The organism is Nocardia rhamnosiphila NBRC 108938 (assembly GCF_000720425.1).
GTDB classification, from domain to species: Bacteria; Actinomycetota; Actinomycetes; order Mycobacteriales; family Mycobacteriaceae; genus Nocardia; species Nocardia rhamnosiphila.
In genome coordinates this window covers 1,863,129-1,885,811 of the sequence record NZ_JOAJ01000001.1, presented here as the reverse complement: position 1 = coordinate 1,885,811, position 22,683 = coordinate 1,863,129, and the positions used below count along the sequence as shown (strand labels likewise).

At 70.3% G+C, this 22,683-nt stretch carries 16 protein-coding genes; 7 read left to right on the top strand and 9 right to left on the bottom strand.

Annotated features, from left to right (window positions below):
• Positions 1–64: 64 nt before the first annotated feature.
• Both IG75_RS37250 and IG75_RS0108630 read right to left on the bottom strand, forming a co-directional pair.
• Entirely contained in the window at positions 65–940 is an 876-nt protein-coding gene (locus IG75_RS37250) for a hypothetical protein (RefSeq protein WP_051714338.1), read from the bottom strand.
• Positions 941–1,018: 78 nt separating this feature from the next.
• Positions 1,019–2,497 carry an NAD(P)/FAD-dependent oxidoreductase gene (locus IG75_RS0108630; RefSeq protein ID WP_081876688.1) on the bottom strand — a complete coding sequence of 493 codons (1,479 nt, stop codon included), beginning with the start codon at positions 2,495–2,497 and terminating at the stop codon, positions 1,019–1,021.
• Between the two features lie 271 nt (positions 2,498–2,768).
• On the opposite strand from IG75_RS0108630, the gene IG75_RS0108625 reads away from it, so the two are divergent.
• Positions 2,769–4,253 (top strand): cytochrome P450, encoded by a 1,485-nt coding sequence (locus IG75_RS0108625; RefSeq protein WP_030520650.1) that lies wholly within the window; start codon positions 2,769–2,771, stop codon positions 4,251–4,253.
• Between the two features lie 70 nt (positions 4,254–4,323).
• On the opposite strand, the gene IG75_RS0108620 is transcribed toward IG75_RS0108625, so the two are convergent.
• Positions 4,324–5,202 (bottom strand): serine hydrolase, encoded by an 879-nt coding sequence (locus IG75_RS0108620; protein WP_245713438.1) that lies wholly within the window; start codon positions 5,200–5,202, stop codon positions 4,324–4,326.
• Between the two features lie 76 nt (positions 5,203–5,278).
• Entirely contained in the window at positions 5,279–5,488 is a 210-nt protein-coding gene (locus IG75_RS0108615) for a hypothetical protein (RefSeq protein WP_030520648.1), read from the bottom strand.
• Between the two features lie 324 nt (positions 5,489–5,812).
• On the opposite strand from IG75_RS0108615, the gene recC reads away from it, so the two are divergent.
• The 3 genes from recC to recD are packed head-to-tail and all read left to right on the top strand — an operon-like array spanning position 5,813 to position 14,575.
• Positions 5,813–9,244: an exodeoxyribonuclease V subunit gamma gene (gene recC / locus IG75_RS0108610; RefSeq protein WP_030520647.1), complete on the top strand. Its 3,432-nt coding sequence runs from the start codon at positions 5,813–5,815 to the stop codon at positions 9,242–9,244.
• Between the two features lie 37 nt (positions 9,245–9,281).
• A complete protein-coding gene (locus tag IG75_RS0108605) occupies positions 9,282–12,647 on the top strand; it encodes a UvrD-helicase domain-containing protein (RefSeq protein WP_030520646.1) in 3,366 nt (1,121 codons plus the stop codon).
• The gene (gene recD / locus IG75_RS0108600; RefSeq protein WP_051714337.1) at positions 12,644–14,575 is read left to right on the top strand and encodes an exodeoxyribonuclease V subunit alpha; all 1,932 of its coding nucleotides are present in this window, start codon (positions 12,644–12,646) and stop codon (positions 14,573–14,575) included. The genes IG75_RS0108605 and recD overlap by 4 nt, the downstream gene beginning before the upstream one ends.
• Before the next feature lie 55 nt (positions 14,576–14,630).
• Here the strand turns inward: recD and IG75_RS0108595 are convergent, their stop codons facing one another.
• Entirely contained in the window at positions 14,631–15,338 is a 708-nt protein-coding gene (locus tag IG75_RS0108595) for a TetR/AcrR family transcriptional regulator (RefSeq protein WP_030520644.1), read from the bottom strand.
• 180 nt (positions 15,339–15,518) lie between these two features.
• Here IG75_RS0108595 and IG75_RS0108590 point away from each other — a divergent pair, with 180 nt between their 5' ends.
• Together IG75_RS0108590 and IG75_RS0108585 are read left to right on the top strand one after the other, a co-directional pair.
• A complete protein-coding gene (locus IG75_RS0108590; protein ID WP_030520643.1) occupies positions 15,519–17,090 on the top strand; it encodes a succinic semialdehyde dehydrogenase in 1,572 nt (523 codons plus the stop codon).
• A gap of 42 nt (positions 17,091–17,132) precedes the next feature.
• Entirely contained in the window at positions 17,133–17,960 is an 828-nt protein-coding gene (locus IG75_RS0108585) for an SDR family NAD(P)-dependent oxidoreductase (RefSeq protein WP_030520642.1), read from the top strand.
• On the opposite strand, the gene IG75_RS0108580 is transcribed toward IG75_RS0108585, so the two are convergent.
• Both IG75_RS0108580 and IG75_RS0108575 read right to left on the bottom strand, forming a co-directional pair.
• Positions 17,944–18,750 carry a putative protein N(5)-glutamine methyltransferase gene (locus IG75_RS0108580; protein WP_030520641.1) on the bottom strand — a complete coding sequence of 269 codons (807 nt, stop codon included), beginning with the start codon at positions 18,748–18,750 and terminating at the stop codon, positions 17,944–17,946. The two genes, IG75_RS0108585 and IG75_RS0108580, sit on opposite strands and share 17 nt — an antisense overlap.
• A gap of 59 nt (positions 18,751–18,809) precedes the next feature.
• The gene (locus IG75_RS0108575; protein ID WP_030520640.1) at positions 18,810–19,436 is read right to left on the bottom strand and encodes an NUDIX hydrolase; all 627 of its coding nucleotides are present in this window, start codon (positions 19,434–19,436) and stop codon (positions 18,810–18,812) included.
• Positions 19,437–19,542: 106 nt separating this feature from the next.
• Between IG75_RS0108575 and IG75_RS0108570 the strand changes: the two genes are divergently transcribed.
• The gene (locus IG75_RS0108570) at positions 19,543–20,313 is read left to right on the top strand and encodes an SDR family NAD(P)-dependent oxidoreductase (protein ID WP_030520639.1); all 771 of its coding nucleotides are present in this window, start codon (positions 19,543–19,545) and stop codon (positions 20,311–20,313) included.
• A gap of 20 nt (positions 20,314–20,333) precedes the next feature.
• On the opposite strand, the gene IG75_RS0108565 is transcribed toward IG75_RS0108570, so the two are convergent.
• Both IG75_RS0108565 and IG75_RS0108560 read right to left on the bottom strand, forming a co-directional pair.
• A complete protein-coding gene (locus tag IG75_RS0108565) occupies positions 20,334–21,665 on the bottom strand; it encodes an adenylosuccinate synthetase (RefSeq protein ID WP_081876687.1) in 1,332 nt (443 codons plus the stop codon).
• Between the two features lie 31 nt (positions 21,666–21,696).
• Positions 21,697–22,635, bottom strand: a complete 939-nt coding sequence (locus IG75_RS0108560) for a hypothetical protein (protein ID WP_030520637.1) — start codon at positions 22,633–22,635, stop codon at positions 21,697–21,699.
• Positions 22,636–22,683 lie beyond the last annotated feature (48 nt).

Here is a 22,683-nt window from a genome sequence, read left to right as displayed (position 1 = left end):
GTTTTCCAGGTGGTGGGTAATGGTTGTCCGGTGGTTCGCCGACGAGCTCTCCGTGGGTGCTCGATTACAGCGGGGGCAGCGGGCCGAACGGCTGCGTGGTGAAACCGTCGGTCGCCCCGAATGCGGCGCCGAGCGCCGCGCCGGCGATCACGGCCGGCGCCGTGACCACTCCATAGGCGAGGGTGGCGCCGAGAACCGGTCCGACGACGAGTCCGGTGGGGAGGAAGGGCAGCCCGACCACGAATCCCGCGGCGGCACCGAGCATCGCGAACGGAATGGCCACCGGTGCCGCGACCGCGGCGCCGATCCCGGCGCCGATCAGGCCGGAGCTCATGGCCTGGGCGGCGACCCGGTCCGCCCGGCTGCGCTCGATACCGGACGAGTCCAGGAAGGCCGTCAGCTGCTCCTGGGTCCGATCGGCACCGGCATTCAGCTCCCGTGTATCGAACGGCAGGCTCATCTCCAGATCGCCGACCCGCAAAGTGCCGGGCGCAGTATCGATCGGTGTGGCCGGGCCGGCGGTGGGCGGTGTCACTGCGGGTGCCGGATTGTCGTCCACGGGCCGGATCCCGGGAATCGCCGCCGGGATCGGGGCCGCGGGCAGCAGCGGTGCCCCGGGGGCCGGATGGATGAACCGGGTGGTAGCCGCGGTGACGGCATCGGTCACCGACCGGGTGGCCTCCCGGACCGCGCCGGCGGCCGCGCCGAGCGGATTCACGGCCGGATCGGGTGCGGGCGGAAGCAGGCCGGGGGGCAGCGCGGGCAGCGGGGGTGGCGCCGGTAGTACCGCGGGAACGGCGGGTGGGGCGAGCGGAGCGGGATGAACATCGGCGTGGGCTGTCCCGGCGCCGATCAGTGTCGCGATGAGCGGGACTGCTCCCGCCGCGACGACCGATCCGGCGGCACGCCGGGAACGAACGGTTGCCCTGTGCTTACCCATAGGCGCCTCTCTGCGGAGATCATCTGGATTGCCAGATGTTAGCTCCGAGGGGGCGCCGAATCGGGGAGGTGAGCCCGGTCAGCCGACTTTACGATCGCCACCCGGTTTCTCGGGCGTGCCGGTGTCGACGGATTCGGCGGTGACGGCCGGAGTGCCGGGGGAGGGCGCCGGGGGCCGGCGACCCGCCGCGCCGCGCACGATCTCCTCGCCCTCTTCGCTGTCGCCGTACACCGCCTCCAGGGCCAGGCGGGCGAAGATCCACTGCTCGGTCGCTGCCATCTGGCCGCGAGTGCGGCCGAGGAAGGTGACGAACCACTGAAAGATCGTGGTGATCCGGCTGCGGTAGCCGACCAGGTAGTACAGGTGCAGGCCCAGCCAGGCCAGCCAGGCGATGAACCCGCCGAATTCCAGTTTGCCCACCTGGCAGACCGCGCTGAAGCGCGAGATCGTCGCCATGCTGCCCTTGTTGAAATAGGAGAACGGCCTGCGTTCCGGCGCTGTCTGCTTACCCGCCAGCTCCGCCTTGATCTGTTTCGCGGCGTAGGTGGCGCCCTGGATCGCGCCCTGGGCCTGGCCCGGAACGCCCGGTACCGACATCAGGTCGCCGACGACGAAGACGTTCGGATGCCCCTTGACGGTGAGGTCGGGTTCCACCACGACCCGCCCGGCCCGGTCGACCTCGGTACCATCGGACTGGTCGGCGATCATCTTGCCCAGCGGACTGGCCTGCACCCCGGCCGACCAGACCTTGCACGCCGATTCGATGCGGCGGCTGGTGCCATCGGAGTCCTTCACCGTGACCCCGTGCGCGTCCACATCGGTGACCAGGGCGTTCAATTGGATCTCCACGCCCATGGATTCCAGGCGCCGCTGCGCCTTGCCGCCGAGTTTCGGTCCCATCGGGCCCAGCACCGCGCCCGCGCCCTCGACCAGGATCACCCGGGCGTCGCGAGGATCGATGTTGTGGAAGGTGCCCTCCAGCGTACGGTCGGCGAGTTCGGCGATCTGCCCGGCCAGTTCGACCCCGGTCGGTCCGGCGCCCACCACCACGAACGTGAGCAGCCGGTCGCGCTCCTCCTGGGTCTGTGCCACCTCGGCCTGTTCGAACGAGCCGAGGATGCGGCCGCGCAGTTCCAGAGCGTCGTCGATGGTTTTCATACCCGGCGCGAAGGTGGCGAACTGGTCGTTGCCGAAATACGACTGCTGCGCCCCGGTGGCCACGATGAGGCTGTCATAGGGGGTCACCGTCGATTCGCCGAGCAGCACCGAGGTGACGGTGCGTTTCTCCAGGTCGATCTCGGTGACCTCACCCAGCAGCACCCGGGCGTTCTTCTGTTTGCGCAGCACGAGCCGGGTCGCCGGCGCGATCTCGCCGACCGACAGGATGCCGGTCGCGACCTGGTAGAGCAGCGGCTGGAACAGGTGGGTGGTGGTCTTGGAGATGAGGGTGACCTCGACATCGGCACGTTTGAGATGCTTGGTGCCGAACAGGCCGCCGAAACCCGATCCGATGACGACGACGCGGCGCCGGCCGTTCCCAACAGGTTGCGTGCTCATGACAGGTTGCGTGCTCATGGTCGCTCCTCGCCGGCGGTGGGGCCCGGTGCTGCCCTGGTGATCAATTGCTGACAACGCACACGGTAGTAGCAGTACCCGGGTACGACACAGTCAGACGCCCGTTGTTCACTCGCGGTGGTGCGGCAACTCACCACGATAGCCATTGCGCTGGGGTCTCGGCGGGAGGCCGGATGATACCGATTCGGTGGATTGGGCTGAGCCGTTGCAACAAAGACAATACGATGGGTGCTGTCTCTCAGGAGGTTTCGCCATGGTCACCGTCGACCGTGTCGCCGCGCATCGTGCGCGAGCGCGCACCGATACCGAGAATTCGGCGCTCATCGAGATCCCGCACCGAAGTGTGGTCGACCGGCTGCTGTTGAAGGTGCCGGATCGGCAGCGGACGCTGGCCACTCCGCCCCGCGGTAGCGACACGGTGGCCGTACGTGGCGACGCGGGCCTGCCGTATCTGGGGCGCACTTTCCACTACATGCGCTGGGGTCCGGCCGAACTGCTGGACAAATACCGCCGCTTCGGGCCGGTGAACATCAACAGTTCCATGGGGATGGACCGGGTGTTCGCCGCCGGGCCCGAAGCCATCGACGAGGTGGTCGGCCGGCGCCGGCGCGATTTCGGGCAGGGCTGGGACTACTTCATCGGGCCCTTCTTCCGCCGCGGGCTGCTACTGCTCGAATTCGATGAGCACATGTTCCATCGCCGGATCATGCAGCAGGCGTTCACCCGGGAACGGCTGGAGGCCCATCTCGCCGAGCTCACCCCGGTGGTACGCGCCAGTATCGGCCGCTGGGTGCCGGAGGGCAGGGATGCGAGCCGGACCGTGCGGTTGTTCCCGGCGATCAAGGAACTGGCCCTCGATATCGCGGGGGAGACCTTCATGGCGGTCGAGGTCGGTGACCGGCGCAAGGATCTCACCGACGCCTTCGTCGCCTGCACCCACGCCGGGCTGGCCCTGATGCGCCACAGTGTGCCCGGTGGGAAATGGCGCGCGGGGTTGCGCGGCCGCGCCGTACTCGAGGAGTACTTCACCGCGATGGTGCCGGAGAAAAGGCGCAGCGATGCCCCGGATTTCTTCTCGGGGCTATGTCACGCGCGCGCCGAGGACGGCTCGGTATTCAGTGACGCCGATGTGGTCAACCATATGATCTTCCTGATCATGGCCGCCCACGATACGACCACGACCACCGCCACGGCCGTGGCCTACTACCTGGGCAAACACCCGGAATGGCAGCAGCAGGTGCGTGCGGAGGTGCGGGCGCTGGATCTGGACAACCAGTCTCCGACGATCGCCGATCTGGACACCTTGCGCACGCTGGATCTGGTGGTGAAGGAAAGCCTGCGTCTCATGCCGCCGGTCCCCGGTATGGTGCGCCGCGCGGTCCGCGATACCGAGATCCTCGGTCACTACATTCCCGCCGGTACTCCGGTGGACCTCGGCTACCAGGTGAACCATCTGCTCGAGGAGTTGTGGACCGACCCCGAGGTCTTCGATCCGTTACGGTTCTCCGAGGAGCGGCGCGAGGACAAATCGCACCGGCTGGCCTGGATGCCGTTCGGTGCCGGTTCGCACAAGTGCATCGGGATGCACTTCGGCACCTTCGAGGTCAAGACGATCATCTCGGCGCTCGTCCGCGATTACGAGTGGAGCTTCCCGGACACCTATCGGATGCCGTGGGGCTTCACCACCATCCCGTTCCCGCGCGACGACGCCCCGATGCGGTTGCGGCGGCTCAACTGAGACATCGCCTGCGAAACGACTCCGGGCCCCCGTTGCGCAACGGGGGCCCGGAGTGCGCCGGTCGCGGTGATCAGCGTCCGGCCAGCAGTTTTTCCGCGATCGTCGTATCGGTTTCGGCGCCTTCCTGGTAGCCGCCCTCACCGTTCATCGCGGTCATGATCGCGAGCGTGTAGCGCTCACCCGGTCCGGCGAAACCGACCGAGTTCACCACCCAGCCGCCCTGCTCCTCCGACCATCCGTTCTTCAGGCCCGGCCGCATGGCCGGGCCGGCGCCCCACACACCCCAGTGCTGGTTGGAATCGACGCGGCGCATCAGATCGGTCAGGTAGCCGCGATCGTCGGGGTGCATCCGGTCCAGCACATTGGACATGAGCCGGTCCAGATCGGCCGCGGTGGTCTTCTGGAAACCCCAGTTCGGGCGCCCGTTGGGCGTCGGCTCGGGCCGGAGGCTGGTCATACCGTTGGCGCGAAAGGCATTGTTGAATGCCTGGCCGTCGAGACCGGAATGCTTGGTCCACAAGATGTCGGTGGCCTGGTCGTTGGAGGTGGACATCATCTGCTCCATGAGCTGCCGATCCTCCGGCGGCAGGGCGATGGCCCCGACCCGGGCACGGTTGAGCAGATCCGAGGCGATGGCCAGTTTGATGGTGGACGCCGTGAACACCATGTCCTCGGCATGCGGGCTGGCGTAGACCGCGCCGGTTTGGCGGTCACGGACGACGTAGCCGGTCACGCCGGGGCGGGAGTCCAGATACGCGTTCACGGATTCGATACGGGCGGCCAGATCGCAGTCGAAGCCGTTCGCGCAACCCTGGGTATGGGCGTGCGGTACGGCATCGGCCGAGGGCAGGCCGGCGGGCACACCGGCGAACAGAATCGCCGCGGCGGCCAGGACAGTGGCGGGTGCGGCCACGCGGGGAGCCGCACCGGTGAGCAGGGGGTAACGCACGAGGAAACACCTTGTCATATCGGCGCTCTGCGCGCACGTTTTCCCCGGACCGCCGGCGGACCCGCTTCCCGGACCGCTAGCGGACCCGCGCGGTGGCCTTCAGGGCGGCGGCGCGGCCGTTGAGGCGATAGCAGTGCTCGAATGCTTCGGTATGTTCCTCGCGCGGCCACGAGTGCAGTACGACCGTGCGTCCGTAGTGCCGGGAGTTGACGAGCTCCCACCGGTCACCGGACCGGCGGACGGTGAATCCGTCCTTCGGTATCAGGGGCACAACCAGCGCTTTCATCGAGGCGAACCAGCCTTTCGTGCGGTAACCGTTCCTCCCGGGGTTGCACTGTGACACAGCGCGTCCCCGAGATCGCGGCCATACGACCGCGTGTCGGTGACTCATGTGCGCTAAATCACTGTGCGCCGGGTGTCGATATCCGGTAAAAGCTGTTGGCGCTAGGGACATTCGGGGGATGATCCCCTGTCCCGGGGTTGTCCGCTCCGTCGTGGGGTCTTGGCGAGCGGTGTCGGACGGCGGGCGTATAAACGGGTGGACGATACGCCCTCCCGAGGAGTGCGGACGTGACGAAGGATGGTGATCGGACCGAGCGGAAGGGCGGAGATGGCGCTGCACATCCACCGTGCCGAACGCGCGGATACGCTGGTCGCCGCGCTGGCCGGGCTGCTCACCGAGCCACTGTCGGATCCGTTCGCCGCCGAGGTGGTCGCGGTGCCCGCCAAGGGCGTGGAACGCTGGCTGACGCAGCAACTCTCGGGTGTGCTGGGGGCCTCGGCGGCTTCCGGTGACGGTGTCGCGGCCAATATCCGGTTCCCCGCCCCGGCCGCGCTGGTCGAGGAGATATCGGCCACGATCAGCGGTTTCGGTCCACACGAGGACCCGTGGTCGTCCGACCGGGTGGTATGGACGCTGCTGCGGGTGATCGACGAATCGGTGCGGGAACCGTGGTGCGCCGTACTGGCCCGCCATCTCGGACTGGACGCCGGCGACCCGGTGCCGGCCGAAGCCGAGGCCGCGTCCACCGCGGGCCCCGAGCACCGGCGCGGCCGTCGGTACGCGACCGCCGCCCGGCTGGCCGCGCTGTTCGAGAGCTACACCGTCCAGCGACCGACCCTGATCACCGAATGGTCGCGCGGCGACGATACCGACGGCACCGGCCGGCCACTGCCCGACGATCTGAGCTGGCAGCCGGCCCTGTGGCGGCGGCTGCGCGAGGCGGTCGGCGCGCCCGATCCCGCCGAACGGCTGCACACCACCTGCGCGCGACTGCGCGCCGATCCGGGGGCGGTGGATCTCCCGCCGCGTCTGTCGGTCTTCGGCGCGCCCCGGCTGCCCGCCGCGCACCTCGCGGTGCTCACCGCGGTGGCCGAGCACCGCGAGCTACATCTGTGGCTGGCACATCCCAGCCCGGCCATGTGGGACGCGCTGGCCGGCACGGATCCACAACCGCAACGGGCGCGCGACGATTCGGTCACCCGGGTCCGGCACCCGCTGCTGGCGGGCCTGGGCCGGGACATCCGGGAACTCCAGCTGCGCCTGCCCGCGGCCGCCACCGACGTGCGGTATCCGGGTCCGGCGGGCGCACAGGTCCGAGCCGGTGCCCCGGCCGCGCACGCGGACGACGCCGCCGGCCGGGACGAGCCGCCCGCGACCCTGCTCGAACAGGTTCAGCGGCACCTCCGTGACGACCGCTGGCCGCCCGCGCCCGGAACCGCCGGGGCGGACGGCAGCGTGCAGGTGCACGCGTGCCACGGCCCGGTCCGGCAGGTGGAAGTACTCCGGGAGCGCCTGCTCGGCCTCTTCGCCGCCGATCCGACGCTCGAACCCCGCGAGGTGCTGATCATGTGCCCGGAGGTCGAGACATTCGCCCCGCTGCTGCGCGCCGCGTTCGGGCATCCCGGTCCGGCGGGCCCGGAAACCCGTGCCGATTCCGGCCATCCGGGCCATCGATTGCGGGTGCGTCTCGCCGACCGCGGCCGGGCGGTCACCAACCCGCTGCTCGGCGTGGTGGCGACACTGCTGGAACTGGCCCGCAGCCGGGTTACCATCACCGAGGTACTGGACCTGGCCGCCGGTGAACCGGTGCGCCGCGCCTGCGGTTTCGACGACGACGATATCGAGCGGCTGCGGGAATGGGCGGTCGAGGCCGGCGCCCGGTGGGGTATCGGCCGGCGGCAGCGGCAGGCCTTCGGTCTCGGCGATTTCGAGCAGAACACGGTGAACGCGGCGGTGGACCGGATCCTGCTCGGGGTCACCGCGGACGAGACCTCCGGAAGCTGGCTGGACCGGGTGCTGCCGCTCGACGATGTGGACAGCAACGATATCGATCTGGCCGGCCGGTTCGCCGAATACGTCGACCGGCTCGCCTCGGTGCTGCGAGATCTGCAGGGGCCCGGACCGGCGGCGCAGTGGACCGCGGTGCTGGACCGGGCCCTGGATCTGTTGACCGATGTGCCGGAGTCGCAGGCGTGGATCCGTACCGAGGCGCGCCGGGAGCTGACGGCCGCCACCGCCCACGCCGGTGCTGTCGAGCTGCGGCTGGCCGATCTCACGGGTCTGCTGCGGGAGCGCCTCGCCTCCGCCCCGAGCCGGTCGAACTTCCGCACCGGTGAGCTCACCGTGTGCGGCCTGTCCCCGATGCGATCGGTGCCGCACCGGGTGGTGGTGCTGCTGGGCGTGGACGACGAGATCTTCCCGCGCGGTGCGGGCATCGACGGTGACGAGGTCCCGGCCCGCGAACCGCTTCTGGGCGAACGCGATCCGCGCTCCGAAGACCGGCAGCTGCTGCTGGACGCGATCACCGCCGCCCGCGACACCCTGGTGGTCGTGCACACCGGCGCTGATCCCGTCACCGGCGCCTACCGGCCGCCCGCCGTGCCGGTCGCCGAACTCCTCGATGTGCTGCGTGCCCATGTCGGTGCCGCCGGAATGGCCGAGGTGCTCACCCGTCATCCGCTACAGGCCCATGATCCGCGCAATTTCGTCGCCGGACGGCCGTTCAGTTTCGACAGCGTCGCCTTCGCGGGCGCCCGGGCGGCGGGTGCGGCACCCACCCCGCCACCGGAACTGCTCACCCGCACCCTGCCCGGTACCGAGACCACCGAGATCGGACTGGCGGAACTGATCTCGTTCCTGGAACATCCCGTGCGCGGTTTCCTGTGGCAGCGGCTCGGTGTGCGGGTCCCCGACCAGGACGACGATATCGCCGACCGGCTGCCCATCGAGTTCGGCGGACTCGATACCTGGGCGCTGGGTGAGCGGATGCTCGCCGCGCGTCTGGCCGGCGCCGACCCGGCCGAACTGCGGGCCGCGGAATGGCGGCGTGGGATCCTGCCGCCCGCCGAACTCGGCCGCGCCGTACTGAACGATGTGGAACGCACCGTCGAAACCCTGGTCCGGGCCGCCGCTCCCGATTACAGCCAACCGCCGCGCGATATCGATATCTCGTTCGACCTGGGCGACGGGCGCCGCCTCACCGGAACGGTCGCCGAGGTGCGCGGGGAACTGCTGGTGCGCACCACCTATTCGCGGGTCGCGCCCAAACACCGGCTCGCGGCGTGGGTGTCGCTGCTGGCGCTGGCGGTCACCGACGAACGGTCGTGGCGGGCGGCGGTCACCGGCCGCGGCCGCTTTCCCACCCCGGCCTGGCGGGCCGAACTCACCGCGCCCGGTGCGGCCGAGGCGACGACGATGCTGCGCACCCTGGTCGCACTGCGCGATGCCGGTCTCACCGAACCGCTGCCCATCTCCACGGCCACGACCGCGGCCTACGCCGAGGCGCGGTACCGGCGGCTGCCCCCGGAGGAGGCGATCGCCGCCGCCGACCGCGAGTTCGGCGGCGGGGACAAGACCAGGGATTTCGCCGAGCACACCGACCGGAATATGCGGTACGTCTGGGGTCCGGCACCCGACCTACGCGACCTCACCACCGCCCCCGCACCGGCCGGGGAACCGATCGAGAGCACTCGTTTCGGGTCGATCGCCCGCCGCCTGTGGGTGCCGCTGCTGCGCGCCGAACAGCAGGGGGCGCCGTGACCGCCGGAGCCGCCCGGAGCCGTGAAAGCGAGCAGCTGTGACCACGACCGCGCCCGCCCCGCCGGCCGAGCCGGGCAATGCGTTCGAGCTCTGCGGCCCGCTGCCGCACGGCACCACCGTCCTCGAGGCGAGTGCCGGTACCGGCAAGACCTACGCCATCGTCGGGCTCGCCGTCCGCTATGTCGCCGAGGCCGGTGTGGACATCTCCCGGCTGCTCCTGGTCACTTTCAGCCGCGCGGCGACCCAGGAACTGCGGATGCGCACCCGCGACCGGTTCGTCGCCGTCGCCGCCGCGCTCGCCGACCCCGAAGCGGCCCGGACCGCCGCCGATGAATTGATCCGCCATCTGGCCGATGCGGAGCCGGAGGAGGTTTCCGCGCGCCGCACTCGGCTGCGCGCCGCGCTCTCGGATTTCGATGCCGGGGCCATCGCCACGACCCACAGCTTCTGCCAGCGCATGCTGGCCGAACTCGGCCTGGCCGGTGACCTCGACCCCGGTGCGCGCCTGGTGGAGGAGGCCGACGACCTCATCCGCACCGTCGTCGACGATCTGTACCTGGGCCGCTTCGCGCGAACCGCGGCGCCGTTCTCGGTGAAACAGGCTCAGCGGTTCGCGCTCGCCGCGGTGCGCGACCGGCAGGCCCGGCTCGCGCCCGATACCGACGAGGCGTCGGCGCAGCGGGTCGCCTTCGCGGCCGCGGTCCGTGCCGAAACCGAACGCCGGAAACGACTGGCAGGGTTGCGGGACTTCGACGATCTGCTGGTGTTACTGCGCGATATCCTCGCCGACCCGGCGCGCGGTCCGGCCGCGTGCCGGCGTATCCGGGACCGCTACCAGGTGGTGCTCGTCGACGAATTCCAGGACACCGATCCGCTGCAGTGGGAGATCCTGCGCCGGGCCTTCCACGGCCACAACCCGCTGGTCCTGGTGGGCGACCCGAAACAGGCGATCTACGCGTTCCGAGGCGCCGAGGTGCTGAGCTATCTGGATGCGGTCGGCCATGCCACCGCGCGCCGCGAACTCACCACCAACCGGCGCAGCGACGCGGGACTGCTCGCCGCGCTCGAACATCTGCTGGGCGGCGCGGCATTGGGCCATGACGAGATCGTGGTGCCCGCCGTCACGCCCACCCAGCCGTGGAGCCGGTTGCACGGTCCCGCCGAGTTGACCACAGCCATGCGATTGCGATGCCTGCCGCGGACCGGCGCGGGCCCGCGCGGCGCTTCCGGGTTCCCGAACATCCACCGGCAGCGGGCCCGGGTCGCGGCCGATGTGGCGGCCGATATCGTCGCCCTTCTCGAATCCGGGACGGTCCTCACGGATTCGCCGGGCACCCGGGCGGGGCGGGCGGCCTCGGACGACCCGGCCGGCGGCGCCCGGGAACGGGCGGTGGGCCCCGGGGATATCGCGGTGCTGGTGCGCACCCATACGCAGCTCGAGGTCGTGCGGGCCGCGCTGGAACGTGCCGGGGTTCCGGTGGTCCTGGCCGGCGGTAGCAGTATTTTCGCGACCCGCAGTGCCACCGATTGGCTGTGGGTGTTGCGCGCGCTGGAACAGCCGCATCGAGCGGACCGGGTCCGGCTGGCCGCGCTCACCCCGCTGTTCGGGCATACCGCCGCCGAGATCGACACCGGGGGAGCGGACCTGGTGGGGCGGGTCAGTGCCGAGCTGCGGGACGCGGCCCGGCTGTTCGCCCGGGCCGGTTTCGCCGCCGTGTTCGACGAACTGGCCACCGGGACCCGGCTGGCACCGCGGTTGCTCGCTGTCGAACACGGCGAACGCCGGCTGACCGATATCCGGCATCTCGCCCAGCTGCTCGACGAGATCTCGGTGACCGAGGGCCTCGGTCTCACCGCGCTCACCCGATGGCTGGCCGACCGGGTCCGTGATCCCGCGTCGGGCTCGGTTCCGGGCCGCAGCCGTCGGCTCGACCGGGATATCGCGGCCGTGCAGATCGCGACCGTCCATGCCAGCAAGGGGCTCGAATTCCCGGTCGTGTACCTGCCTTTCGCCTGGGACAGTTCCGCCGACCCCAAGCCCGCCACCCTGCTGATGCACGAGGACGGCGCGCGGGTGCTGGATATCGGTGGGCCGGATGCCCCCGGGTACGCGGCCCGCAAGGAACGTGCCGACAGTGAATCCGCGGGTGAGGAACTGCGCCTGTGCTATGTGGCCCTGACCAGGGCATGCTGCCAGGTGGTCGCCTGGTGGGCGCCCTCGTTCGGCACCGCGGCCGCACCGCTGCACCGGTTGCTGTTCGGCCGGGCGCCCGGGGCGGCGCAGCCGAGTGCGCGGGCCGCGGTCGCCGAGGACGCCGCGGTGGTCGACCGGCTCCGGGCCTGGGCGGCCGGGGCGGGTGAGTCGATCTCGGTGACCGCCGCCGACCCCGCCGCCGACCCACCGGCCTATCGGCCGCCGGCCGATACCCTGTCCGGTGCGGTGGCCGTCGCCGCTTTCGACCGGGAGATCGACGAGCACTGGCGGCGCACCTCGTATTCGGCACTCACCGCGGCCGCCCATCCGCCGGCCCCGGAGTCCGAACCGGTGGACGCCGCTGGTGTCGGCGACGAACCCGAGGCTCCGGCCGCGCCGGCGGCACCCGAACCCGGCCCCGGCGCACCCTCGCTCATGAACGAACTGCCCTACGGCGCCGAATTCGGCACCCTGGTGCACGGAGTGCTCGAGCATGTCGAGACCGAGGCCCCGGATCTGGTCGCCGAGGTACGCGCGCGGTGCGCCGAAGCGATCGGTGAAATGCTCTCCACCGCCGATCCCGAACTGCTGACCACGGCCCTGGTGGAGGTCCTGCGCACCCCGATCGGTTTCGGCGCCCTCGCCGATATCCCCGGCCGGGACCGACTGTGCGAGCTCGAATTCGAACTGCCGCTCGCCGGCGGTGACCTCCCGTCCGGTGCGGCCGCCACGCTGGGCCGCATCGCCGCCACCGTGCGCGCACACCTGGACCCCGGCGACGATTTCCACGCCTACGCCGACGAACTCGACACCCTCGAGGACGTACCGTTACGCGGATATCTCACCGGCAGTATCGACGCGGTGCTGCGCACCCCGGACCAGCGTTACGTCATCGTCGACTACAAGACGAACCGGCTGGGCACCGGCGACCTCACCGTCGCTCATTACACCCGCGACCGGATGGCCGCGGAGATGGTCCGCTCCCACTATCCGCTGCAGGCGCTGCTGTACTCGGTCGCGCTGCACCGGTACCTGCGCTGGCGGCTGTCCGGTTACGATCCCGCGGTTCACCTCGGCGGTACCCGCTACCTCTTCGTGCGCGGCATGATCGGGCCCGAAACCCCCGAGGGCGCCGGAGTTTTCGACTGGACACCGCCGCCCGGCCTGATCGTCGCCCTGTCGGACCTACTCGCCGGAGGTGCGGAGTGATCCCCATCCGGGTGGCGCAGCGGGGGACCGGGATCCTGCGCGAGTTCAACGAGGCCGGGGTGCTCTCGGCGGCCGATGTGCACGTGGCCGAACGGCTGGGCCGGTTCGGCGGGGAAGACCGGGAACTGGTCCTGTTCGCGGCCGCGCTGGTGGTGCGCGCCGTGCGGTCGGGGTCGGTGTGCCTGGACCTCACCCGGATGCGGGATATCGGTGTGGACGCCGACGAGGAACGGGCGGAGCTGCTGGTCGCGCCCGCGGACCTGCCGTGGCCCGACGAGGCACGAGTTGTCGAGGCATTACGGGAGAGCCCGCTGGTGCTGGGCGGTCCGGCCGGGCCGCTGCGTCCGCTGCGGCTCACCGATCCGTCCCGTGCGGGTATGGGCCCGCTGCTCTATCTGGATCGGTACTACCAGCAGGAGCAGATGATCCGCCGGGTGCTCACCGCCCGCGCCGCCGACCATCCGAGCACCGACCCCGCGGTGGTGCGCCGCGAACTGGACCGGTTGTTCGGCCCACCGGCCGGTGTCGTGGACCGGCAGCGCATCGCCGCCGCGCTCGCCGCCACCCACTGGACCACGGTCGTCGCCGGTGGGCCCGGTACGGGCAAGACGCACACCATCGCCCGGATCCTCGCGTTGCTCGTCGCACAGCACGCCGCGAGCGCCGCGCCACCGCGGATCGCGCTGGCCGCGCCCACCGGGAAGGCGGCCGCCCGGCTGCAGGAGGCCGTCCGGGAGCAGGCACCCGCCCTGGGTCTGCCGGAGCTGTCCGCCGCCACCCTGCACCGGCTGCTCGGCTGGCAACGCGGCCGTACCACCCGGTTCCGGTATCACGAACACAATCGGCTGCCCTACGACGTGGTGGTCGTGGACGAGACGTCCATGGTTTCGCTGACCATGATGAGCAGGCTGCTCGCGGCGCTGCGTCCCGATACCCGGCTCGTGCTGGCCGGCGACCCGGATCAGCTCGCCTCGGTGGACGCGGGCGCGGTGCTCGCCGATATGGTGGCCGCTCCGTTTCCCGGGACCGCCGACCCGTCGTTCGAGGAGGTGCTCGGCGGCGAACTCGCGGCGGCCCGGGACGCCGGGACCAAGGACGCCGACCCGCCCGATGTCGAGGCGCTCACCGAAACGGAGCGGGACCGCTTGCGCGGCGGCATCATCCGGTTGACCCGGGGTCGCCGGTTCGGCGGCCGGATCGCCGATCTCGCCGTCGCCGTCCGGGCCGGCGATACCGAGTCCGCGCTGGAATTGCTGCGGGCCGGCGGCGATATGCTCGAGCTGGTCGGTCCGGACGAGATCGCTGCCGTCCGAGCGGATGTCGTCACCACCGCGCAGCGGGTCACCACCGCTGCCCGCGCGGGTGACGCGGCGGCCGCGCTCGCCGCCTTCGAATCGCATCGGCTGCTGTGCGCCCACCGCCGTGGCCCGTACGGAGTGGAACAGTGGGACCGCACCGCCGCCGAATGGGCCGCGGCGGCGGGTTCGGGCCCCGAGAACCGGTACGGCACCTGGTATCCGGGCCAGCCTCTGCTGGTGACGGCCAACGACCACGAGGCCCGGATCTACAACGGGGACACCGGAGTGGTGGTGTGCCGCCCGGACGGGTCGCTGCGGGTGGCGTTGCAGCGCGGGGACCAGCCGTTCCTGGTCCATCCCACCCAGTTCCCCGCCGTCGTCACGGTCTTCGCCATGACCATCCATCGAAGTCAGGGCAGCCAATACGACGCGGTGACCATCGTCCTGCCGGAACCGGGTTCGAGTCTGCTCACCCGCGAGCTTCTCTATACCGCGATCACCCGCGCCCGCCGGCACGTACGCATTCTGGGTACCGAGGAGGCCATTCGCGCCGCGATCGACCGGCATGTCCTGCGCGCCAGCGGTCTCGGTCCGGACGACGTGAGCGCGGTGCCCGGCCCGGAACTCTGACTTCGCCGACCGGCCGCGTTGCCTCGTGGCGGCGCTCGGCGTGCCGGCGTCGCGGTCAGCTGCCGGGGGTGTCGCCCGGGGCAGCGGGGAAGATTCCGGGCAGGCTCATCGCGTAGTGCAGATCGCCGGTGTCGCCGAGGGTGGCGAGTACCACGCGGATCATGGTCAGCCGCGCCGCGGCCACGGTGTCCGGGTCGGGTTCACTACCCGGTTCGGCGGCGGCCGATATCCGGTAGACCACGTATTCGCACACATGCAGCGCCGCGTCGAGATCGAGGGGCGCGGGAACCGGGCGGCCCAGCTCGGTGAACTTGGTGCGGACGATGGCGCGGATCCCGTCCAGCGCGTTGTTGCGGTACTCCGACACCGGTGACCCCGGGTCGTGGAGTTCGGCGAACAGCGGCCGCAGCATGGGCCCGTGCCCGCGCGCCCAGTCGAGGTAGGCGTCGATGAGCCGGATCCCGAGATCCACTCCCTCACCGGACGCCTCGAGGGCGGCCGCTATCCCGCCGACGAGTTCGGCGTTGGAGACATCGAGGACCGCGTTGAGCGGTTCGGTGGCATTGGCGAAATAGCGGTAGAAGGTCGGGCGCGACAATCCCGCCTGCTCGATGATCTGCGCGACGCTCGACCCCCGGGAGCCGTTGCGGGTGAACACCTCGGCGGTGGCTCGCACGATCCGGGCGCGCACCTGATCGGCCTGTTCCGGCGTCTGCGGTGGCCGGCCGCGCCGCGGTGTCCTGTCGGTGTTCGAGGCGCTCACGCCGCGGCCTCCGGCGGGTCTGTGAAATTCCACAGCCTCCGGTGGTTCCGGACTGTTGCGCGGAACGGAGCCCTTGACACGGCGTACGGCACGAGGATTACCCTAACACCACTGTTCAATTAATCATTTCCGCTGTGGTTCTGCGGCCGCGGCGCGCGAACGCCCAGGAGAACGCCGACCATGACGACCGCCCAGCGTCCCACCGCCACCGGCGCACTGACCCCGGATCTGGTGAAACCGCTGCTCGCGCGGGCCGCGGCCGGCGGCGCCCCGGCCGTCACGGTGCACGCGCCGGCCACGGGGGAGCGGATCGCCGAACTGCCGCAGTCCTCGGTCGCCGATATCGGGGCCGCGTTCGACCGCGCGCGTACCGCGCAGCGCCGGTGGGCGCAGGTCCCGGTCCGTGAGCGGGCCGCGGTACTGCGACGTTTCCACGATCTGGTGCTGGCCGAACAGGACACCGTCCTCGATATCGTCCAGACCGAGACGGGTAAGTCCCGGGCGCACGCCTTCGACGAGGTAGGCGATGTCGCCGTCAATTCCCGGTACTACGCCGCCACCGCGCCCAAACTGCTCGCGCGCCGCAATCCGCGCGGTGTGCTGCCGGTACTCACCGATGTGCAGGTGCATCAGCGGGCCAAGGGCGTGGTCGCGGTGATCTCGCCGTGGAACTACCCTCTCGCGCTCGCCGTCTCCGACGCGCTACCCGCCCTGGTCGCGGGAAACGCGGTGGTCGGCCGCCCGGACAACCAGACCGCGCTCACCGCGCTGTGGGCGGTGGACGCGGCGGTCCGCGCCGGGCTCCCGGAAGACCTCTGGCAGATCGTGCTGGGCCGCGGCTCGGTGATCGGCGGTGAGGTGATCGACCGGGCCGACTACGTCGACTACACCGGTTCCAGCGCCACCGGCCGTACCATCGGCCGCCAGGCCGGTGAACGTCTCATCGGCTGCTCGCTCGAGCTGGGTGGCAAGAACCCGCTGCTGGTGCTGTCGGATGCCGACCCCGTCGCGGCCGCCCGCACCGCGGTCCGGGCCAGTTTCGCCTCCGCCGGTCAGCTCTGCGAATCCATGGAACGCATCTATGTCCACGAGGCCGTCCACGATCGCTTCGTGGACGAATTCGTCACGGCGGTCAAGGCGTTGAAGCTGGGCTCGCCGCTGGACTACTCCACCGATATGGGGTCGCTGACCTTCCCGCGGCAACTCGATACGGTCCGTGCCCACGTCGACGACGCCGTCGCCAAGGGCGCGACGGTGCTCGCCGGCGGCGTCCACCGCCCCGACCTGGGCCCGTACTTCTACGAACCCACCGTGCTCACCGATGTCACCGCCGAGATGACGGTCTACCGCGAGGAGACCTTCGGTCCGGTCGTCTCGATCTACAAGGTGGCCACCGACGACGAGGCCGTGACCCAGGCCAACGACACCCCCTACGGGCTCAATGCCAGCGTCTGGACCCGCAGCGCCGCCCGCGGCCGGGAATTCGCCGCGCGGATCAACGCGGGCTCGGTGAACGTGAACGAAGGGTTCATCGCCGCATGGGGTAGCGCCGACGCGCCGTCGGGCGGGATGGGCATCTCCGGAACCGGCCGGCGGCACGGCCCGGAGGGGCTGCTGAAGTACGTCGACACCCAGACCATCGCGGTGCAGCGGATGCTGCCGATCGCGCCCTTGCCGGGGATGTCGGAGGCGATGTGGGCGAAGACCATGACACTCTACTTCCGGGTCATGAAGACGCTGCGCCAGAAGTAGGCCACTTCCTCAGCTCACTGCGACGACAAGGATCCGAAAGCGATGAAACTGGATACGGTGGCCGGTAAGAAGGTGCTGATCACCGGGGCCGCCATGGGCTTGGGCAAACTCTTCGCCGCCCGGGCGGTGCGCGAGGGTGCTGCCGCCGTGATGCTCTGGGATATCAACGACACCGCGCTGCGCGAGACCGCCGCCGAACTGACCGCGGCCGGTGGCACCGTGCACACCTACACGGTCGACGTCTCCGACAGCGACGCGGTCGCCACGGCCGCCGCCGCGGTGCGGGTCGACGCCGGTGATATCGATGTCCTGGTGAACAATGCCGGAATCGTCCGCGGAAACACCTACTTCTGGGAAACGAAGGACCGCAACGATATCGACAAGACCATGGCGATCAATTCGCTGGCGCCGATGTATGTGACCCTGGAATTCCTGCCGGCGATGGTCGCCGGGACCACCGAGGCCCGGGTACTCACCATCGCCTCCTCGGCCGGGCTGGTGCACAACCCCCGGATGAGTGTGTACGCGGCATCGAAATGGGCGGCGCTGGGCTGGTCGGATTCGGTACGGATCGAACTCGAACAGGCCGGTCACGACCATGTCAAGGTCACCACCGTATGCCCGACCTATATCGATACCGGAATGTTCGCGGGCGCCAAGGGGTTCTGGCTCACCCCGATCCTCGACCAGCACAAGGTCGTCGATACGTCCTGGACCGCGATGAAGAAGGGCACGCCGCTGGTGATCCTGCCGTGGACCTCGCGCCTGAACAAGGCGCTGTCCGGTGTGCTGCCGCTCAAACTACGGGATCTGTTCCTGAACACCGTCGGCGTCTACCACTCGATGGACGAGTTCACCGGCCGGAAGTAGCCGCTGGACGCCTGCCCACGGCCACCGTGGCGTCGAGGTCCGGTGAGCGCACGATCCGGGCGGTGAGCCCACCGGCGGTGAGCAGATCCGTGGCGGCCGGCACCTGATCGATACCTATCTCGATAAGCAGAGACCCGCCCGGTGCCAGCCATCCGGCCGCCGCCGCCGCGGTGCGCCGGGCCAGCGTCAGACCGTCGGGTCCGCCGTCGAGGGCCGCCTGGGGTTCGTGTTCGCGAGCCTCCGGTGGCAGCCGCGCGATCAGGCCGGACGGGACATACGGGGTGTTGGCGAGCAGGATATCGATCCGGCCGCGCAGTTCTTCCGGTAGCGCGTCGAAGAGATCGCCCTGGTGGACCCGGCCGCCGATCGCGGCGAGATTGTCGCGGGCACAGGCCACCGCCACGGGGTCGATATCGGCGGCCACCAATTCCACCGGCCGCGGGCCGAGCCCGGTGCGCAGGGCCAGGCCCAGGGCTCCCGAGCCGCAGCACAGGTCGACCACCGTGCGTACCGGGTGGTCCGCGGCCAGCGTGAGCGCCTCGTCCACGAGCAGGGCCGAGCGTTGCCGCGGGACGAACACCCCGTCCCGGACGCCGATCCGGAGGCCACGGAACTGCACCCAGCCGAGCAGATGCTCCAGCGGAGTGCCTGCGATCCGGCGGGTCAGCAGGGCCGCCAGTTCCTCGTCCGAGGTCGCGGCTTCGCTCAGTAACCGCGCTTCCTCCTCCGCGAACACGCAGCCGGCAGCGCGGAGCCGCCGGGTGATCTCGGCGGTGTCGAAAGCGGTCATGGGCACAGTCTGTCGGCTCCGTACGCCGTGCGCACCGGAAATACCGGTGCGGCGGCCGGCTACCGGTCGGCGGTGAAGGACCAGACGGCGGCCGGCCGGCCGGTGGCCTTGGTACGGCGGCGCTCGTCGGTCTTGTGCAGCCCCGGTATACCGGCGAGCGTGCGGTTGAGGTTCGCCGCATCGGGCCGGGCGCCGAGCAAGGAGGTCGTGAGGTCGACCGCACGGGTTGCCGGGAACTCGTCGCCCAGCAGGGCCCGGGTCAGCGCCAGATCTTTCCAGAGCAGGCCCGACAGCAGGCCGCGCGCCGCGGCCACAATGCTGTCGTGATCGAAGGCCAGTGCCGGGGCGTCGTCGAACGAGGCCCACTGCGCGGGGCCGTCGTGCTGTGCGGTCACCGCCCACATGACGATCGACAGTGTGGGGCCGCGGGGATCGCGAGTGGGCTCGTCGAAGGTGACCAGCTGACCGACCGGGCCGATGGCGCCGCCGGGTACACCGAGTTTGGTGTGCACGGCCCGGCGCGCCGCCTCGGCGAGGCGTTCGCCGCGCCCCAGCAGGACACCGGGTAACGCGACGTGCCCGGTGAAGGGCTCGTGCGGGCGTGCCGCAATTCCGAAGGTGGCCGCGGCGTCGTCGGCCCAGAACCGCAACGCCACGACATCCACCGATACCGCCGATTGGTCCACAGCACCCATACTGCCGTATCCATCTCGACGCCCCGTCCGTGGGGTATTGTCATTCTTGTAATGGAGAATGATATTCTCTCGAGAATCGGGAAGTGAGAACGCGGATATGGGCGCACCCGGACCGGATGGAAAAGTAGCTGTGGTGGCCGGTGGTGCCACCGGGCTCGGCGCCGCGACGGCCGTCCGGCTCGGCGCTCAGGGTTGGCGTGTCGTCGTCGGCGACCTCCGCGAAACCGATGCCGCGGGCACCTCCGAGAAGATCGCCGCGGCCGGGGGCGTCGCCCTCGCGGTGGCCTTCGACCTGGCCGATCCGGTATCGGTCGCCGGCCTGTTCGAGCAGGCGATCCGCCGATTCGGCGGAGTGGACGCGCTGTTCAATGTCGGGGCGGATATGCGCACGCTGCGCCACGACACCGATGTCGTCGATATCGACCTGGAGATCTGGGACCGGGTGATGACGGTGAGCCTGCGCGGCTATCTGAGCACCATGAAGCACGCCATCCCGCTGATGGTCGGCCGAGGCGGTGGAGCGATCGTCAATATGTCCTCGGCGGCGGCCTTCCAGGGCGAGCCGACCAGGCCGGCCTACGCGGCCAGCAAGGCAGGGATCGGCGCGCTGACCCGCCATGTGGCGACACGATGGGGCAGAGAAGGGGTGCGCTGCAATGCCGTGGCACCGGGCTTCACGGCGACCGAGGCGATCCGATCCGCCCCCCAGTGGCCGGACCTGGAAAAGGCCGCTCTGGGCCGGATGCACAGTCCACGGGTGGGGGAACCGGCGGATATCGCCGCGGCGGTGGCCTTCCTGCTCTCCGACGACGGTGCCTGGATCAACGGGCAGGTCATCAATATCGACGGCGGCACGATACTGCGCTGAACGCCCGCGGCGGTGTGCGATCACGCTGTCCGCGCCGGCGTCGGCGCAGCGGTGGGGGGCCGGGCGCCCGGCTCACTCCGGCGCAGCAGTGTCTCGAACGATTCGGTGGCCCGCCGGGCGCGACGGCCCGGACCGTGCGCGGTGAGCACCACCGGGACGCCGAGGTGATGGTGCAACCAACCGGGGACGTCCGCGGGGAGGTCGGTGTACAGCGGGGTGGCGGCCGCGAGGATCTCGGTCAACGCCCGCTGGTGGCCCAGATCCTGCCAGGGGCCCGGCTCGAGTGAGTCCCGGATACCGTCCGCGGTGGCGTAGGCGGTGGCCGCCTTTCCGCCGGCGACCCTGTCCAGATGGGTGACCACGAGCCCGTCGACACCGCCGCAGACGGCTACGGCATATCGCAGCAGAACCGTATCGAGGGAGCCCTGCCGGAAGGCGCCCTGATAGCGACCCGTGCCGTTGTGCGGTTCCCGGTGCCGCAGCCCCGGTTCCTCGGTGGGAAAGGGACCGGCACCGTGCCGGGTCGTATAGGAGCGGGTCACGCCGAGGACGGCCGCGGTGGCGCCGATACCGGCCAGCAGGGTGCGCGCGTTGCGTGGCTCGACCGTCGACCAGGTGGTGTACGGATGGAAGCCTCGCCATTCGTCCAATAGGACCCCTTGCGCGCCCTCGAACACCAGGCGGCCGTGTCGCGCGAACCGCGCCAGTGCCCCGGGGCCGGTGATCCGCACCGCGGCACCGAAAGCCCGATACGCGTCCAGTAGGAGCTCGATCGGTTCGTGGTGGTGCGCGCTCGAGGCGAGCAGCGGTCGGTAGTGCTCGGTGAGCGCCCGCAGTTTCCGCCGGAGTACCGCGGGCCGCAGGCAGTCCGCGACCCGTGGCGCGTCGTGACGCAGTGCGTAGGCCGCGGTTTCCCCGATGCCCATCCCGCACGACCCGTGCCGGTCGGCGCCGCGTGCCTCCTCACGGGCCCGGTTGGCCGCGATATGGACGGGGGTGGTGAGGAGGGCGCGCCCGTCGACGGACAGCAGCGACAGTGGATCCGACACGCCCAGCCGGGCGAGCCGATCCGCTTCCGCGGCCAGCGCCAGTGGTTCCACCAGCATGTGCTCGGAGAGCAGCGTCGGCACCCCCGAGAAGCTTCCCGAGCCGAATTGGGCGAAGGTGTGGTGCCGGCCGGCCGCGACCACATTGTGCGCGGCCTGCGCGCCGCCGTTGAATCGCACCACCGCCGAAACGCCCAGTGCCGCCTCGGGGGAGCACAGCCAGTCGACGGTCGCCCCTTTTCCGGCGTCGCCGAAGCCGAGATCCACCACGATCAGATGCCGGCCGGTCCGCGTCCGGTCCGTCATATCCGCGCTCTTCCTATCCGGTGCGTTTCGTTCAGTGGCTGCCGCCGGGCAATGCCTTCGGCTGCGCGTGCAGCGCCCGGCCGACCACCTCGGCCTCGGCCGCCGAACCGATATCGCGCAGATCGGCCAGCCCCGTGTGCACGTCCACCCGGTTCTCCGACAGCCCGATCGTCAGCGCGATCAATTCGCAGACCGCCGCCGGGTCGTCGAGGCGCAGGAAGTTCTGGCCCAACAGCGCTCGCCAGTGCTCCGCGATCTCGGGATCGTGGTAGTAGGACGACTGGTTCGGCAGGATGTAGTGCACCTGCCAGCGCTGCGCGAGTTCGCGGTAGATCGACTCGACCGTGATGTCGGTGCGGAGGTGATCGCCGATCACGGCCCGGATGTGGCGGGCGGCCAGCCGGGGTTTGTTCAGTTCGTCGCCGATGAGGAACAGGTATCCCTTCTTGCCGCGCTTCTCCCAGGCATCGGTCACCACGTGTTCGGCCATGAAGTACGCCGCCAGCTCGTAACTCTCGGATTTCTGGCCGCCGCCTCCGCCTTCGAGCAGGACGGCCCGCAGCTGTTCGTCCATCCGGTTGTCGGATTCGAACTGGCCCACCTGGAGCGGGGCGCGGTCGGTATCGGCGTCGCCGATGCCGCCGAACAGGATCTGCGGATCGTCGGCATAACCCTTGTCCCGCAGCAGGCCGTGCAGTTTTCCGAGTTTGCCCTGCATGATCATCGGTACCTGCCCCATGGACCCGGTGACGTCGAACAGTACGGCGATCGGCAGCGAATTGCCGTGGTCGGCCGAATCCCGGCATTCGCGCGCCCGTACGCCGAACGGATCCAGGTCCGGGTGGACCTTCCAGGTGTCGTAGGGCTGCTCGCGCAGTTGCGCGGTGTAACCGAAATCGTCCATACCCCGGTGCGTGCGGTAGGCCTTGGCCGCCCGGTAGGCGCTGTGGTCCCAGTTTCCGTAACCCATCTCGAAGCTCCTTCACGTTTTAGTCCTCACGACTATAACGTGGCGGTG

What these genes read in the sequence shown, in the direction of transcription:
- IG75_RS0108590 (WP_030520643.1), top strand. Translation starts at nt 15,519, where the DNA reads ATGACGACCGCCCAGCGTCCCACCGCCACCGGCGCACTGACCCCGGAT.
- IG75_RS0108560 (WP_030520637.1), bottom strand. Translation starts at nt 22,635, where the DNA reads ATGGGTTACGGAAACTGGGACCACAGCGCCTACCGGGCGGCCAAGGCC.
- recC (WP_030520647.1), top strand. Translation starts at nt 5,813, where the DNA reads ATGGCGCTGCACATCCACCGTGCCGAACGCGCGGATACGCTGGTCGCC.
- IG75_RS37250 (WP_051714338.1), bottom strand. Translation starts at nt 940, where the DNA reads ATGGGTAAGCACAGGGCAACCGTTCGTTCCCGGCGTGCCGCCGGATCG.
- IG75_RS0108565 (WP_081876687.1), bottom strand. Translation starts at nt 21,665, where the DNA reads ATGACGGACCGGACGCGGACCGGCCGGCATCTGATCGTGGTGGATCTC.
- IG75_RS0108580 (WP_030520641.1), bottom strand. Translation starts at nt 18,750, where the DNA reads ATGACCGCTTTCGACACCGCCGAGATCACCCGGCGGCTCCGCGCTGCC.
- IG75_RS0108630 (WP_081876688.1), bottom strand. Translation starts at nt 2,497, where the DNA reads ATGAGCACGCAACCTGTTGGGAACGGCCGGCGCCGCGTCGTCGTCATC.
- IG75_RS0108615 (WP_030520648.1), bottom strand. Translation starts at nt 5,488, where the DNA reads ATGAAAGCGCTGGTTGTGCCCCTGATACCGAAGGACGGATTCACCGTC.
- IG75_RS0108585 (WP_030520642.1), top strand. Translation starts at nt 17,133, where the DNA reads ATGAAACTGGATACGGTGGCCGGTAAGAAGGTGCTGATCACCGGGGCC.
- IG75_RS0108625 (WP_030520650.1), top strand. Translation starts at nt 2,769, where the DNA reads ATGGTCACCGTCGACCGTGTCGCCGCGCATCGTGCGCGAGCGCGCACC.
- IG75_RS0108570 (WP_030520639.1), top strand. Translation starts at nt 19,543, where the DNA reads ATGGGCGCACCCGGACCGGATGGAAAAGTAGCTGTGGTGGCCGGTGGT.